Annotated in this window: 11 protein-coding genes; 4 read left to right on the top strand and 7 right to left on the bottom strand. The window is 70.1% G+C overall.

Annotated features, from left to right (window positions below):
• Positions 1 to 152: 152 nt before the first annotated feature.
• Positions 153 to 1,073, bottom strand: coding sequence for a S1 family peptidase (locus ACIOJD_RS19130; RefSeq protein WP_401914843.1), 921 nt, complete (start codon positions 1,071 to 1,073; stop codon positions 153 to 155).
• 620 nt (positions 1,074 to 1,693) lie between these two features.
• Positions 1,694 to 2,896 carry a serine hydrolase domain-containing protein gene (locus ACIOJD_RS19125; RefSeq protein WP_401914841.1) on the bottom strand — a complete coding sequence of 401 codons (1,203 nt, stop codon included), beginning with the start codon at positions 2,894 to 2,896 and terminating at the stop codon, positions 1,694 to 1,696.
• Positions 2,897 to 3,120: 224 nt separating this feature from the next.
• Here ACIOJD_RS19125 and wrbA point away from each other — a divergent pair, with 224 nt between their 5' ends.
• The 3 genes from wrbA to ACIOJD_RS19110 all read left to right on the top strand — a co-directional run bounded on the left by wrbA (position 3,121) and on the right by ACIOJD_RS19110 (position 6,216).
• The gene (gene wrbA / locus ACIOJD_RS19120) at positions 3,121 to 3,738 is read left to right on the top strand and encodes an NAD(P)H:quinone oxidoreductase (RefSeq protein ID WP_401914839.1); all 618 of its coding nucleotides are present in this window, start codon (positions 3,121 to 3,123) and stop codon (positions 3,736 to 3,738) included.
• Positions 3,739 to 3,951: 213 nt separating this feature from the next.
• Positions 3,952 to 4,269, top strand: coding sequence for a YkvA family protein (locus ACIOJD_RS19115; RefSeq protein ID WP_401914837.1), 318 nt, complete (start codon positions 3,952 to 3,954; stop codon positions 4,267 to 4,269).
• Between the two features lie 180 nt (positions 4,270 to 4,449).
• Complete coding sequence (locus tag ACIOJD_RS19110; protein WP_401914835.1) at positions 4,450 to 6,216, top strand: glycoside hydrolase family 13 protein; 1,767 nt, start codon at positions 4,450 to 4,452, stop codon at positions 6,214 to 6,216.
• 107 nt (positions 6,217 to 6,323) lie between these two features.
• Here ACIOJD_RS19110 and ACIOJD_RS19105 read toward each other — a convergent pair whose 3' ends face one another.
• The 5 genes from ACIOJD_RS19105 to ACIOJD_RS19085 all read right to left on the bottom strand — a co-directional run bounded on the left by ACIOJD_RS19105 (position 6,324) and on the right by ACIOJD_RS19085 (position 12,697).
• Complete coding sequence (locus ACIOJD_RS19105) at positions 6,324 to 6,683, bottom strand: DUF805 domain-containing protein (protein ID WP_401914832.1); 360 nt, start codon at positions 6,681 to 6,683, stop codon at positions 6,324 to 6,326.
• A 111-nt stretch (positions 6,684 to 6,794) separates the two neighbouring features.
• Positions 6,795 to 7,325, bottom strand: coding sequence for a hypothetical protein (locus ACIOJD_RS19100; protein ID WP_401914829.1), 531 nt, complete (start codon positions 7,323 to 7,325; stop codon positions 6,795 to 6,797).
• 47 nt (positions 7,326 to 7,372) lie between these two features.
• Entirely contained in the window at positions 7,373 to 8,539 is a 1,167-nt protein-coding gene (locus tag ACIOJD_RS19095; protein WP_401914826.1) for a helix-turn-helix domain-containing protein, read from the bottom strand.
• 821 nt (positions 8,540 to 9,360) lie between these two features.
• Entirely contained in the window at positions 9,361 to 10,845 is a 1,485-nt protein-coding gene (locus ACIOJD_RS19090; RefSeq protein WP_401914823.1) for an RICIN domain-containing protein, read from the bottom strand.
• Position 10,846: 1 nt separating this feature from the next.
• On the bottom strand, positions 10,847 to 12,697 hold the full coding sequence (locus ACIOJD_RS19085; protein ID WP_401914820.1) for a family 43 glycosylhydrolase: 1,851 nt from the start codon (positions 12,695 to 12,697) through the stop codon (positions 10,847 to 10,849).
• A 443-nt stretch (positions 12,698 to 13,140) separates the two neighbouring features.
• Between ACIOJD_RS19085 and ACIOJD_RS19080 the strand changes: the two genes are divergently transcribed.
• A complete protein-coding gene (locus tag ACIOJD_RS19080) occupies positions 13,141 to 14,385 on the top strand; it encodes a Clp protease N-terminal domain-containing protein (protein ID WP_401914817.1) in 1,245 nt (414 codons plus the stop codon).
• Positions 14,386 to 14,446 lie beyond the last annotated feature (61 nt).

Here is a 14,446-nt window from a genome sequence, read left to right as displayed (position 1 = left end):
TGGTCCCTCCACACGCTCCCCCGCCCCGCCCCCGGCGGTTTGGGGGGGGGGGCCCCCCCGCCCCGCGGGGGCCCCCCCCCCCCCCCCCCCCCCCCCCCCCGACAAGTACCGCGAGAGTTTCGGAAGACGTGGAAGCAGTCGTGGAAGCAGTCCTAGAAGACGCTGACGCCATAGGCGTTGAGGGCCTCGACGACCGGCTGGAAGAACGTGGTGCCGCCGGAGGAGCAGTTGCCGCTGCCGCCCGAGGTGAGGCCGAGCGCGGTGCTGCCGGCGAAGAGCGCGCCGCCGCTGTCGCCGGGCTCGGCGCAGACGTTGGTCTGGATCAGGCCGGAGACGACGTCGCCGCCGCCGTAGTTGACGGTCGCGTTCAGGCCGGTGACCGTACCGCTGTGGAGACCGGTGGTCGAGCCGCTGCGCCGTACGCTCTGGCCGACCGTCGGGTTGGCCGCGGACGTGATGTCCTGGTAGGAGCCGTTGTAGAGGGAGACCCGGCCGTCGGCCGCGGCCGAGTTGGAGTGGCGGATCAGCCCGTAGTCGTTGCCCGGGAAGCTCGAACCGGCCGTGGAGCCGAGCACGGTGCTGTTCGAGGAGTTGGTGTACCAGGTGCTGCCGATGTTGGTGCAGTGCCCGGCCGTCACCGCGTAGTACGTGCTGCCGCTGCGGACGTTGAAGCCGAGGGAGCAGCGGCCGCCGCCGGTGTAGATGGCCTCGCCGCCCGCGATGAGCTTGTTGAACGTGCCTTCGGTGTGCTTGATCGTGATGCCCGCGGCGGTGTCGGCCACGGAGTTCTTGATCGTGGCGATCTCCGCGTCGGAGACCGTGCTGTCGACCGTGACGACGACCTTGCCGGAGGTCTTGTCCGCGTACCAGGCCGTGCCGGCGATGTCGGCGCCGCGGAGGGCGTCACCGGCCTCGGCCAGCTGGGCCGCCGAGACGGCGGGGGCGACCGGCGCCGGCTGGGCGACGGCGGCAGGGGCCGCAAGCGCGACGGCGGTCACCAGACCGGACGAGACGGCGAGAAGCCGCGCGTGTCTGGACACCGCGCCGAGGGGGGAAAAGCGCTTGAAGGTCACAACATCCTCCGTAGGTGGGGGAACAACACGGCCCGTTGGGTGAGCGGGCCGCTCGGATACGACGGTCCACGGCCATGTGGTGCTGGTCGTGGACCTGTCAATTCCTCGCCCTGAGATCGTCAACTCCGGTTGGTGCCGGTGCAAGGCCCACTTCTGGACCTGTGGCGCGGGTCGGCCGTCGAGGTCCGCGGTTCCGCTCGGCGACCGCCCCCCGCGGGGCGGTCGCCGAGTCCGCTGCCGGACCGACTGCGAATTGCTGCAAATCCCACGCGCGGGTAAAAGCGGCTGGTGAGCGTCCGTCAGTACCCGCATATAGCACCAGATGTGAACCTGGACGTCATCCGGCCACGCGAATGGCCGTCACAAACACACATGGTTCACCGTGGGTGGTGGGCGTATGACCGAGTGAATCCACGAGGGGTGGATATGGCGGCCGCGGAGGTGGTTTCGCGGGGTGACGGGCGTCCGTTTGGTGTCGTACCACCGAATTGCCCTCGTGATGATCATGGCTGAATTTAATCGGTCGTGGGTGTCGAGAGAGGCGGGAAGGGCGTGGATCGGTGTCATGCGGGCGCTCGGAACCGGTCGGTGGTGCGCTCTTTCGTGGGACAACCCGGCCGCTACAGCGCGCCGTAGAGGGCGTCGATCAGCGTCATCTTCCGTGGATCGTCGGCGATGTACGGCCCCATCCGGTTCATCACGTATCCCATGCTGACCCCGGCCTCCGGGTCGGCGAGCCCGAAGGAACCACCGAAGCCGTCGTGCCCGAGGGCCCTCGGATTGGGGCCGTACGAGCCGTTCGGCCCGCTCAGCCAGAGCCCCAGGGCGTTCTCCGTCTCGTGGGTGAAGCCCGGCCCCAGTACCAGATCCCGGCAGCTGCCCTGTCCCTCGCGGACCCGCTCGAACGTCTCCGGGGACAGGACGCGGTGGCCGTCGAGCCGTCCCCGGCCGGCGAGGATCCCGTACAGCGCGGCGACCGCGCGGGCCGTGCCGTAGCCGTTCGCGGCGGGGATCTCGGCGGACCGCCAGGCCGCCGAATTGGCGTCGGCCGCACTCACCGGGGGATTGCCCAGCGCGGCCACGACGACCGGACTCGACACGTCGAAGCCGGCGGCCCGTTCGCTGTCCGTCCCGACGGGGAGGTACACCAGCTCGGCGGCGCGCGCGGCCTCCTCCTCCGGCAGTCCGATGCTGAAATCGATCCCGAGCGGTCCCGTCACCTCCTGGCGCAGGAACGCCCCGGGGCGCAGGCCCGTGAGGCGCCTGACCACCTCGCCGACGAGGAAGCCGTGGGCCGTCGCGTGATAGCCGGACCGGGTGCCCGGCTGCCACCACGGCTCCGTCGCCGCCAGCCGGGAGACGGTCAACTCCCAGTCGTAGAGCTGTTCCAGGGTGTGCGGCTCACGTAATCCGGCGAGTCCGGAGCGGTGGGAGAGCAGGTGCCGTACGAGGACGGACTCCTTGCCGGCCGCGGCGAACTCCGGCCAGTACGTGGCGACCGGCGCGTCCGGGTCGAGCAGCCCGCGGTCGATCAGGATGTGCGCGCACAGCGAGGTCGGCCCCTTGGTCGTCGACCACACATTGACCAGGGTCTCCCGCTCCCACGGCCGCACGCGCGCGCCGTCGGCCCAGCCGCCCCACAGGTCGACGACGGGCTTCCCGTCGACCAGGACGGTGACGGCGGCGCCCAGTTCGCCGCGCTCGTGGAAGTTGTTCTCGAAGGCGGTGCGCACCGCGCCGAACCGTTCGTCGCAGGAGCCATGGATCAGCGGTGTGCGCCGCGACGCATTCTCCGGTGAACGCTCCCGTACATGCTCTGACATGGAGCCAGCCTCTCCGTAGCCCCGGCGGACCGGGTGGCGTGTGGCGATCTTCCTGTCAGGAAACGTACCGATTGGCTGGAATGACGGGAAGATCGCGTGCGAACGGGCATGGTTTACGGTTCAATCAAATTGGTTTACGGTTGAACAAGAAAGGGCGCGTCACCGATGGGCACGAGTGACTCGTGCGTGTCCGGCGCGCAAGCGATCCAAGGAGGACCCCCGCCATGACTGACCCCGTAAAGCTCGCCGTTGTGTACTACTCCTCCACCGGTACCAACACGGAGGTCGCCAGGACGCTGGCCGAGTCGGCCGAGAAGGCAGGTGCCGAGGTGCGGCTGCGGCGCGTGGCCGAGCTGGCCCCCGACGCGGCCATCGAGTCGAACCCCGCGTGGGCGGCGAACCACCGGGCCACCGCGGAGCTCGCGGTGGCGACGCCGGAGGACATCGAGTGGGCCGACGCCGTGATCTTCGGCAGCCCCACCCGGTTCGGCAATGTCGCCTCGCAGCTCAAGCAGTTCATCGACACCCTCGGCGGCCTGTGGGCGCAGGGCAAGCTGGCGGACAAGGTGTACAGCGGCTTCGCGTCCAGCGCGACCCGGCACGGCGGCCAGGAGTCCACGCTGCTCGCGCTGTACAACTCCTTCCACCACTTCGGCGGCATCGTGGTCGCCCCCGGTTACACGGACCCGGCGAAGTTCGCCGACGGCAACCCGTACGGCACCTCGCACGTCGACGCGCAGGGCGCCAACCCGGTGGGCGACGAGACCCGTACCGCCGCGCGTGTCCAGGCCGAGCGGGTGGTCGGTATCGCCAGGAAGCTCAAGGCCGGCGCGGCGCTCTGACGGCCTGCTCCGTGTGCGTGGCGCCGGCGGCGCTCCACCTGGCGTGGTAGCCGCCTCTCCTCCGTCCGGCCCGGATTCCGCCCTGGGATCCGGGCCGGACGGGGGACATCTCTGGTGCCGGGCCGGGTGTCTGGGGTAGTCGGGTAGCAGAAGCCCGCAGGCCCCGCTCGTCCAGGGCCCGGAGGCCGGAGAACCGGAGACCAGGAGAGCGCCGTGAGCAGCGAAGTGCAGATTCTCATCGCCGTAGCCGTCGTGGTGGGGGCACTCACCCTGAGTGTCGCGATCACCCTGGCCGTCCGGCTGGTACGGGCCCGGCGCGCCCTGAGCCGGGCGGGCGTACCGGTCCAGAACCGCTGGGTGTTCTGGGCGGCCATGGTCTATCTGGTACTCCCCACGGATCTGATGCCCGATCCGGTGTACCTCGACGACATCGGGGTTCTGCTGCTGGCCATCCGCTCGCTGCGCTCGGCCGAGGCGAAGGTGCCGTACGCGTCGGCCCGGCCCGGCCGCGCCAAGCGCGCTCTGCGCTGAGCACCGCCGGGGTGCTCGCGGCGTCCTGGTACGCGCTTCCGCCTGCAACGCCCGACCCCACCGCCCGGTCCGGACCTGGTACCTCTCACCTCCGGTGGGGTCAAGGGATGATCGCATCGCACAATGCCTGTGGCGTTCCCTCTACTTGGACTCCTTTTCATCCCGGCACGAGAGGTACCAGTGACACAGCACGCGTTCCCGGAAGGCAACGACGGCAGCGGAGGCGGCAGCGGTAGCGGTCCGAGCGGCTTCGGCGGCTCGGGCGGTCCCGACGGTGGTGGCGGCGACGATGGCGGTGGCCGCGACTGGTGGCGCGAATCCGTCGTCTACCAGATCTACGTCCCCAGCTTCGCCGACGCCGACGGCGACGGAATGGGCGACCTCCGGGGGATCACCGACCGGCTCGGCCATGTCGCGGCACTCGGCGCGGACGCCGTCTGGCTGACCCCGTTCTACCGCTCCCCGCTGGCCGACGGCGGCTACGACGTCTCCGACTACCGGGACGTCGACCCGCGCCACGGCACCCTGGACGACTTCCGCGCGCTGCTCGGCCGGGCCAGGGAGCTCGGTCTTCGTACCATCGTCGACATCGTGCCCAACCACTGCTCCGACCGGCATCCGTGGTTCACGCAGGCGCTGGCGTCGGCGCCCGGTTCGGCCGCGCGCGACCGGTTCATCTTCCGGGACGGCAGCGGCCCCGACGGCGCTGAGCCGCCCGCGGACTGGCAGTCCAAGTTCGGTGGCGCGGCCTGGACCCGGGTCCCCGACGGCCAGTGGTACATGCACATCTTCGCCGCCGAACAGCCCGACCTGAACTGGGAGAACTCCGACGTCGTCGCCGACTTCGAGCGCACCCTGCGCTTCTGGCTGGACCTGGGCGTCGACGGCTTCCGTATCGATGTGGCCCACGGACTGCGCAAGGACCTCACCCGGCCGCTGCGCGACACCCGGGGCGGCGACACCGCGCCTCTCAACTCCCCGCCCAGCGGCGAGAATCACCCCTTCTGGGACCGTGACGAGGTCCATGAGATCTACCGCACCTGGCGCAAGATCACCGACTCCTACGCGCCGCCCCGGATCATGGTCGCCGAGGCCGGTGTGAGCGCGGCCCGGCTGCCGCTCTACACCCGGCCCGACGAACTCCACCAGGCCTTCAACTTCTTCCATCTGCGCTGCCCGTGGGACGCGGCTTCCTTCCGGCAGGTCATCGACACCTCGCTGGCCGGCGCGGCGCCCACCGGCACCCTGCCGACCTGGGTGCTCTCCAACCACGATGTGGTGCGCCACCGCACGCGCTACGCGCTGCCCGACGGCACCGCCCTCCCCGCCTGGCTGCTGACCGACGGCCGCGAACCGGCGGCCGACGAGGAACGGGGGCGCCGCCGGGCCAGGGCCGCGGCACTGCTGACGCTCGCGCTGCCCGGTACGACGTACCTCTACCAGGGCGAGGAACTGGGCCTGCCCGAGGTCGCCGACCTGCCCGCGGACGCCCTGCGCGACCCGATGTGGGAGCGCACCGGACACGCCCAGAAGGGCCGCGACGGGTGCCGGGTGCCGCTGCCGTGGACCAGGACCGGTTCCTCGTACGGCTTCGGCCCCGGCGGCAGTTGGCTGCCCCAGCCCGAGGGCTGGGGCGAACGGTCGGTCGAGGCCCAGACGGGCCGGCCGGGGTCCTTCCTGGAGCTGTACCGTACGGCGCTGAGCCTGCGCCGGGGCTTCCTCGGCGACGAGAGCTTCACCTGGCTGCCGTCGGCCGAGGGCGAACTGGCCTTCCGCAAGGGCGCGGGCCTGGTGTGCCGGGTCAACCTTTCCGGCGCGCCGCTGCCGCTGACACTGCCCGAGGGGGCGGAACTGCTGCTGGCCGGCGACGAGTTGACGGGTGACGGGGCCGGCGGCTTTTCGCTGCCGCCGGACACGGCCGTCTGGCTGGACACCCGGCGCGTCTGAGCGCGAGCCTCGAAGCAACGTCCTGTCGGGCGTGGGGCATCGGGTGCGAGACGACGCGTGCCCGTCAGCGGTGTGCTGACGGGCACGCGAGGGAGAAGACCTAGGCGTTACGGGTACGCCTGCACGTGCTTGGGGTTCGGGCCGTGCGCGTTCGGGTTGTGCTCGCCCTCGGAGGCGAAGAAGACCAGCAGAATGATGCTGCCGACGAGGGGGACCAGCGCGATGAGCATCCACCAGCCGGACCTGCCGGTGTCGTGCAGCCGGCGCACGCCCACGGCGATGGAGGGAATCAGCACGGCGAGCGTGTAGAGGCCGCTGATGATGCCGCCCGCGCCCGCCAGGGCGTCGACGACCGCCAGGACCATCGCGATGATGAAGTTGAACAGGACGAACATCCAGTATTCCTTGCGGCGCGCCCGACCGCTGAACACCGCGTACTTCTTCAGGACGTCCGTGTACCAGTGCACTGTGTTTCCCCCAGAGATGGTGAAGCGAAGCTGACCTGTCCATGACGGTCCAGGTCAGAACGCAGAACATAAGGGGCTTGAACTGTGCAGGTCAAATCGGTTCCAAGGACATCATCTGGGAACGGTTTTCGAAAGGTCCGCGCCGATTCTCGACGAGCCACATCTGCCCGGCGGGGACCACGTGCGCAGCAGATACCGGACCCGGCAGGGTTCCAGCCCCGTGGTGTCCGCGACGGCGTTGACGGAACAGCCCGCCAGGTGGTGGAGGACGACCACCTGGTACTGGACGTACGAAGTGGTGCCGGCGGTCAGGGCCGGGGCGCGCCTCCCCACCCGGCGGACCAGCTTCTCCCAGGCCTCCGCGGTGGGGTTGGGGCGGCGCAGGACATGGGACCAGTGGGTGGCCAGTTCGCCGAACGCCTCGCGCAGGGCGGCCGCGGCGGCCGTGCTGCTCATATGGGCCCGCGCGTAGGCCAGATAGCGGTCGTGGTGCAGTGTGTAGAAGGCCTCGAAGGTCGCGGGGAGCGCCAGGTCCATGGCGCCGACGGCGCGGGCGGTGCCGGTGGGGACCGTAGTGGTGTGGAGGGTCATGGTGCCGGTGGTCGTGGTGGTGATCGTGGTGCCGGACGGTGCGACGGGCATGGCACCTCTTCCCCTCGGTGTGAGCGGCTGAGTGGTGGCGGACCTGGTCATCCGAAGGCGGCGGCCGGCAGGCTCGGTGGCGTACGCGAAGCTCCGGACACCGCCGGGGCGTCGGACACCGATGGGACTCCGGGAACCGCTGGGGCGTCGGAAACGGCCTCCTGCGCGGCGGACTTGGCGGCCTCCCACAGGGGCCGGATCGCCTCGGGCTGGCCGTGCAGGGCGCCCACGAGATGGTCGACCCTGTTCCAGTCCGGGAGGCGGGAGCCGTTGAGCATGCCCGTGATGTCCTCCACGGACAGACTGTCGTGGGCCCGTGCGCGGATCAGGTCCGGTTCGGGGAGGGCGGCGGCCAGGTGCAGTCCGCGAAGTGCCGCGTGCAGACTGGTGGGTTGGATGATGCGGTAGCCACGGGCCGCGTTCCACAAGGGGTGCAGTTCGTCGGGGTCGCCGTCGCAGGCCAGTACGAGATTCCGGGTCACCTTCCAGGACGGCAGGCGCTCGCCGCTCAGTACGCGGGACACGTACGAGGGGTCCACCGCGGCCGCCTCGCTGAGGGCCCGCAGTGTCTTGTTGCTGAGGCGGTGCAGATGCGACAGGGCGCGGGCCAGGCTGGCCGCCGGCCCCAGGGCGGGAGGCCCGTTGTCCCGGTCGGGGAATCCGCCCGCCGGACGGGACGGGGGAGCGGGGGCGGGCAGCGGATGGTGCTGGTGCGGGGCTCCCTTGCCGGCCGGAGTGGCCGGTAAGGGAGTGGTGGACGTCGTGGCGGCGGGCCGCGGCGCGCGGTGTTTTCGGCGGGTGGCTATATGGTCGGCGCTGATCGCACGGCTCACCGTGTCCTGGCTGATGTGCAGCGCGGCGGCGATATCGGCCCCTTTCATCTTGCGGTCCCGGGCGAGCTGGACCGTCGCGGCACGTACGTCCTTCCAGTCCTGTTCGCACTGCACCAGCAGATGGAGCGCCGCTTCCGGACGGCCTTCGTGAATCAACTGGGCCAGTTGGAGGGCATGCTGGGCGTAATCGTCCGCGACCAGGGCGGCGTAGGCGTCGTTGTCGACGGCCTTGTGCCGGCTGCCGCGGTGCTTACGGTATTTCGCGCCGCAGTTGTCACAGCAGTACAGGCGGGGCCGGCCCGATCCGGGCTTCTGCTGAACGGAGTTGGAGCAGCCGGGGCCCTTGCACTCATCAAGGCCGTCGTGGCCCTTCTGGGTCATGCGATCTGGTCCTTTTCGGGGATTGCTTCTGGGAATCCGGCACGGAAATGGCAAATTTCCGGCCTGCGGAACGGATTTCGCGGCCCCGACGTAGGCGGGGGCGAGATTCCGGTTCGCGTCGGGCCGGGCCACGGCGGACCGCGGCCCGGCCTCTGTCGGAGCGTCAGCGCAGGCGAAGCCGCCGGTGGCGCAGATACGAGCGGCGCATACCGAGGACCGCGGCACCTGTCACCGCGAGGGCGGCCTCGGCGGCTTCCGGGCGGAACACCAGGACAATGCCGAGAAAAGGTATGGCTATGAAGGGCGAGAGCTGGACGTTGACCTGATTGTCATGCAGCTCCCGGGTTTTAGCAGCCCTCGTGCGAGGGATGCTACGTTCTGAACGCCCCGGACTGGCGCCCTCGGGTGGCGGTTCGGATATGTGGTCAGGAGGCACTGAGCCCTCCTCGATCGTCGGTTCGTATGGACGAGCCGGCTCCGGATAATGGTTGGCCGCCGTACAGGAGCTGGCTCGTGCCGCGACGCTACCCGCTCACTCATGCGGAACTCCATCGCTACTGTCCGTTAATGGGACCATTGCGGTTGTCGAGCGTTCCCGAAAGATAATCCTGTTCCTTTCGTTTCGCACCGCGAGCGATAGTGGAAGTAAGCGAAGTCAATCGGTCAAATTCGTTCAACGCGCCCTGACTCGCCCTCCTCTCTGCGCCGGTGGCAAGCAGCGGGCGCATGACACGGCGCCCCGTCCGAGCCGTACTCGACCGGGGCGCCGCCCAGGTGTCGGCACTCATGCCACGCGGACCATGGCCCATGGCCCACAGGGGTCAGGCGGCGCGCTGCCACTGCTGATTGGTGGCGCCCGAGCAGGCGTAGGTGATGAGCCTCGCCGAGTCGGCCGTGGACGCGGCCGAGACGTCGAGGCATTCGCCGCTCGCGCGCGCGGTCAGTGTGACGTACCCGCCGCTGCTCGCCGTCACCTTCCACTGCTGCGCGGACGCCCCGCCGCACGCCTGCTGCTGGACATCGGCGGCGGTCTCGGTGAGGCAGAGCGAGCTCTGCCGGCCCATCAGCCACACGTAACCGTCGCCGGTGTTCTTGAACCAGAACCGCTGGTTGCCGCCGCCGTTGCAGATGTACTGAGAGAGCGCGGCGCCTTCGAGGATCGACTGACCCGGCACGTCCGCGCACTTGCCGCTGTGCCGCGCGGTCAGCGTCTCGTAGGGACCGCCCGACCCGGCGACCGTGCCCGTAGTGGTGTCGACGGTGACCTCCGGGTACCAGTTCATGGTCATGGAGGTGGAGGTCGGGAAGGCCAGCGGCAGCCACACGTAGCGCGAGTCGTTGACCGTCCTGCCGAAGGAGTTGCCCCACCGGTCGCCCATGTAGAGGTACGAGGTGCCCGACGTGCCCTGCACCGGCAGGACATAGGTGGTCTGGGAGTTGTACGTCGTCGAGTCGCCCACGTTGCGCATCGCGCTCCACGGCCCGGCGACCGAGGTGGCGGTGGCGTACTGCTGCTGGTTGGCGTTCCAGCCCGTGGCGCCGGAGGTCAGCATGAAGTACACGCCGTTCCGCTTGAAGAGCGCCGGAGCCTCGCGGTGGCCGCCCGGCCAGGGGTTGGCGACCAGGCCGGCGATGCCGGTGTAGTCGGCCGTGAGCCGGTAGATCTGAAGGTCGTAGTTCTCACGGGCCGCCGACACCATGTAGCCGGTGCCGTCCGTGTCCGTGAAGAGGGTGATGTCCCGGGACATATGGACGTCGAGCGGCCGGAAGCTGCCCTTCCAGGTGTAGTCGCCGTCGACCGTGGCGGACGTGGCCACGGCGGCGCGCGCCTGGCTGTAGTCCGTGGCGCTCTCCTTGTGCATCCACATCACGAACTGACGGGTCGTGGCGTTGTAGACGACCTTCGGCCGCTCGATATTGGCGTCGGCCAGCTCGGGGGCGGTGGCCTGGGTCAGGACGTGCTTGCGGAACTCCCAGTTCTTGAGGTCCGAGGAACGGTACGCGGAGACATACCGGAAGGAGTTGTCGGCGTTGCGGTTCTCGCCGAACCAGTAGTACCAGGCACCGACCTTGAGCACCCCGCCACCATGGGCGTGCACCAACCCGCCTGTGGTGTCGGTGAACTGGGTGCCGCTGGTGATGGTCACCGGGCCCGCGAGGAGGCGGCCGGGGACCTGCGTGGTGCCCCGGTCGGTCGCCTGCGCGGTGCTCGCGCTCGCCGGGAGCGGGAGCCAGGTGAGACCGAGCCCGACAGCCAGTGCGAGAGCGACGCCGAGGGCGAGCAGCAGTGTGCGTACACGTCTCATCTCAGACCTGCTCTCTCAGCACGGTGAAGTGGCGGGCGAATCCCGACAGCTGGGGCAGCTGCCTGATCGGTGTCCAGGTGCGCAGCCCGTCCAGGCTGTCGCTGTAGTAGTACTTCTTCTCCGCGTAGCCGTCGAAGTAGATCCGCCAGCCGCCGTTGTCCAGCCGTACGAGCGCCGGGCCCTCGCGCCAGCTGCCCCAGCCCGCCCAGTTGCCCGTACCGGTGAAGGTGTAGGGGCCCGCGAGGCGGTCGGCGACGGCGTGTTCCAGGTACTTGGTCGTCTCCTGCTTGGTGATCGCGTGGTACTTGCCGCCGTCCCGGACGACGAAGGTGTCGATGTAGTTGGCCCGGTCGAGACCCGCCACCGGCTGCGGGGCCGTCCACGCGGTCAGGGAGGCGTTGGCCGCGGTGAGCAGATGCGGGCGGAAGACCGAGGTGTTGGTCGTGTCGAGCGACACGACCACATGGACGCTGCCGTCCGCGTCCACGAACCACTCGGGCGCCCAGGTCCGGGCGAGCCCGCTCACCGGCAGGGTGTGCTGGGCGAAGAACTGCCAGCTCGTACGGTCCCTGCTGCGGGCGAACCCGATCGTGTTCCCGGTCCAGTTGGTCGTGTGGACGATGTAGTAGTAGCCGTCGGTGTGTTTGAACAGGCTCGGATCGCGGATCAGCCCGGAGGGCGGGGTGTACGCGGGCCCCTTCAGCAGGGTGTACGTCAGCGCGTCCGCCGACTGGTACACGTACATGTTGGATTCGCTGCTGTTGGTGAACGCCGTCATCGTGTACCGCGTCGTCGCCCGGACGTCGCGTACCGGTGAGTCGGCCACGGGGACCCCGAAGTCCGGGGTGCCGTCCTGCTTCCAGCCCAGTTTCTGGATACGGGTATGGCGGTTGGGGTCGTTCAGCGGGTCGCCGGTGATCTCCTTGTACTGCCGGGCGTGGTAGACGAGGACGTCGGTGTGCCCGTCCTCGGCGACGGTGAAGGAGTTGTGGCCGGGACCGTACTGCCCCGTCGCCTCATTGCTGCTGAAGACGGGCTCGGGGGACTTCGTCCAGGTCGCGGGGTCGAGCAGGTCGTCCCGGGCGTCGGCGGTCAGCAGACCCACGCAGTAGTGGTGGTCCGTGGCGCTCGCCGAGTATGACATGAAGATGCGGCCACCGCGCTTGATGACGGCCGGGCCCTCATTGACCTTGAAGCCCACGCACTCCCAGTCGAACTCCGGTGTGGTGAGCCGTACTTGAGGACCCGTCAGGGTCCACGGGTTCGCCATCTCGGAGAGAAAGACGCCGGTGTTGTTGTCGATGTCCGGCTCGTGCTGCGCCCAGGCGAGGTAGCGGGTGCCCCGGTGGGTGAAGGTGGTGGCGTCGAGGGAGAAGGTGTCCCAGGCGGTGGTGATCCGCCCTTTCTCCGTCCAGGTGCCCCGGAAGGGATCGGGGCTCTCGTTCTCCAGGACCCAGACGCGTATCTTCCACACGTCGTCGGCGCGGCCCGCCGCGAAGTAGATGTACCACTTCCCGTCGATGTGATGGATCTCCGGCGCCCAGATGTGCGCGCCCATGTCGCCGCTTGTGTGCTTCTTCCAGATCACCGACTCCTCGGCGTTCGCCAGGCCCCGCAGAGTGCGGGAGCGGCGCAGGATGATGCGGTCGTATTCGGGAGCGGTGGCCGTGAAGTAGTAACGGCCGTCGGTGTGACGGTGGATGTACGGATCGGCGCGCCGCTCGACCAGGGGATTGCGGTGACTGACGCCGGGTGGGGCGGCGTGGGCGAGGCCGGGCACGGCGCTGAGAGCACCCGCTGCCAGGGCTCCCTTCAACACCACTCTGCGGCTGGGGATTTCACTGCGGCTCATGCAGTCTCCCTTGTGGGGGGCGGAGGTCACTGTTCGATATGTCGAACGTCATCTGTGATTCCGAACGCCGAAACCGTAAGGGCGTGTTATGGAGAGGTCAACGGATCGGGAGGGACGAACATGGCCCCGGGGCGGCGGGTGCCCCAGGCGGTCCTGGCGGACCGGACCCGGGGCGCGTTCCACGGGCCGTGCGGCCGATCGGCCCGCCGATCATGGCCGATCGGCCCGGGGCGGCGGGTGCCCCAGGCGGTCCTGGCGGACCGGACCCGGGGCGCGTTCCACGGGCCGTGCGGCCGATCGGCCCGCCGATCATGGCCGATCGGACAGTGACTGTGGCCGGTCGGCCGACGTGCGGACGTGCGGCACCCACCTAACGTCGGTCGCAGACGGGTTCGGTAACCGTCCGCAGCCCCGCAGCCCGCGGTCCGACAAAAGGGGAACCCATGACGAGAGAGCGACCGACACCCACCGTGAACGCCGACGCCGAGATCGCGCCGAACATCGAGATCGAGTCCGACGCCATGGAGACGCTGGTGCAGATGCTGCGCCGCGCGGCCCGGCTGGAGATCCGGACGGTGGGAACCGAACACCTGCTCTTCGCGCTGGTACGCGGCGATACCGAGGCCGGTGCCGCGTTGGCTCCCGGGGGCTCCGGCGACGCGGGCGCGCTGAGCGGTGTGGTCGCCGCCCGCGAGGACGGCGTCTGGGTTCATCACGAGGACGCCGACGACGGCGCGGTGCCGGCCGTGGAGGACGAGATCGAGGTCACCGCCGCGTGGCGGGAGGCACAGTGGCTCGCCGCCGCGAATCACTCGCGTTCGCTGCCGGACGGCTGGGACGGTTGGCCGGAGCCGTCCGCGGCGCTGCGCAGCTGCCTGCTCCGGGCCCTGCGGCTGGCGCGCGAGGAGGGAACTCCCGGTGTGCGCTGCCGTCATGTGGCCCGGGTACTGCTGGACCTCCCCGGCAGCCGGGCGATGGAGGCCTTGAGGCTGCGGCGCGTGGACCTGACGGCCGCGGCCACGGCACTCGACGCGCAGGCGGTGGCCGAGGCCGGGACGCCCGGACCGGAGTCCCGGACGGTCGTACTTCTGCGCCGGGCCGGGCTGCTGGGTGAGCGGGGGACTTGGTGGGTCCGGGGCATGGCGTCGTGGATGTCCCGGGGATCCGGTGACGGGACGCCGGTCCTGCTCGCGCTCCGGAGCGAGGCCAACCGCCAGGCGATACGCTGCGGCCGGCGCGAGGTAGAGCCGGTCGATCTGCTGCTGGCGATCCAGGGGCTGGACCGGGCGCTGACCGTCGCCGGGCGGGCGCTGACCGAGGACATGGCACCCGCCAACACCGCCGCCGCGCTGATGCGTTCGCACGGGGTACGGCCGAGCGCGCTGATCGCCGCGGCCACCGAGGCCGAACCGGCGCCGGTGAGCGCCGACGTGCCGTACTCGCCGGAGGCGGAACGCGTGACAGCCGTGGCCCGCCTGCTGGCCGCCGAGCACGACTCACGTGCGGTCGGCACCGTACACCTGCTGGCCGCGCTGCTCGCCGACGGCGAAGAGACCGGAGGCGGCGAGGGGAACGGCACCGGCAAGGGCGCGTCCCCCAACGGCGGCCTGCCCCGACGGCTGCTCCGCGAAGAGGGCGCGGATCCGGCCGAGTTGCTCAGGCAGCTCGGCCTCCGGCTGGGCGGGTGACCCAGGGACCCGCTGTGGCCGGTGCGGCACAGCGAGGGTTACGGCCTGGCAGCACGGCGTC

The organism is Streptomyces sp. NPDC088116, from assembly GCF_044741745.1.
Lineage (GTDB): Bacteria > Actinomycetota > Actinomycetes > Streptomycetales > Streptomycetaceae > Streptomyces.
This window is presented reverse-complemented; position numbering and strand designations above follow the sequence as displayed.